A 423-nucleotide genomic window follows, 5' to 3' on the forward strand; every position below is an offset into this window, starting at 1 on the left:
GAAGGGAAGGGTGCGCTCGTCGAGCCGCGCGAGCCGGTCCTCCGCACCTTGCATGCGGTGCCCCCAGTATGTGCGTCGGTTCCCGTCAACGCCGGTGGGTCATCAGACGGAACATACTACGCATCAGGAGCTACAGCTGAGCCCTTATTGGCCGCTTGCAGACGTTGGGCGCTCGGTGGGCGAGAGGCCGTCCGGCCGGAGAGACGTTTCCAGTCCGTCGGACCCGCACCAGCCTGTGCTTTACCTCTGCCTGAGCTGTTTGCGGTTGGCTGTCAGGACTTCGTCGGACAGTCCGGGGTCGGCCTCGGCGACAGCGCGGGAGACCACCAGCGCGCCGACCATCCGACAGAACAGCGCCACTGCCTGTTCACGGGCTTCTGCCGCCGTCGGTTCGGCGCCGGATTGGTGCGCGCAATCGAGCAC

General features: G+C 66.7%; 1 protein-coding gene. It reads right to left on the reverse strand.

What is annotated here, in order from left to right; all coding sequences use genetic code 11:
- Positions 1-240 precede the first annotated feature (240 nt).
- On the reverse strand, positions 241-423 hold a 183-nt coding region (locus GSF22_RS34210; RefSeq protein WP_208817997.1), incomplete at its 5' end, for a hypothetical protein.

This window comes from Micromonospora echinofusca (genome assembly GCF_017614955.1).
GTDB lineage: Bacteria > Actinomycetota > Actinomycetes > Mycobacteriales > Micromonosporaceae > Micromonospora > Micromonospora echinofusca_A.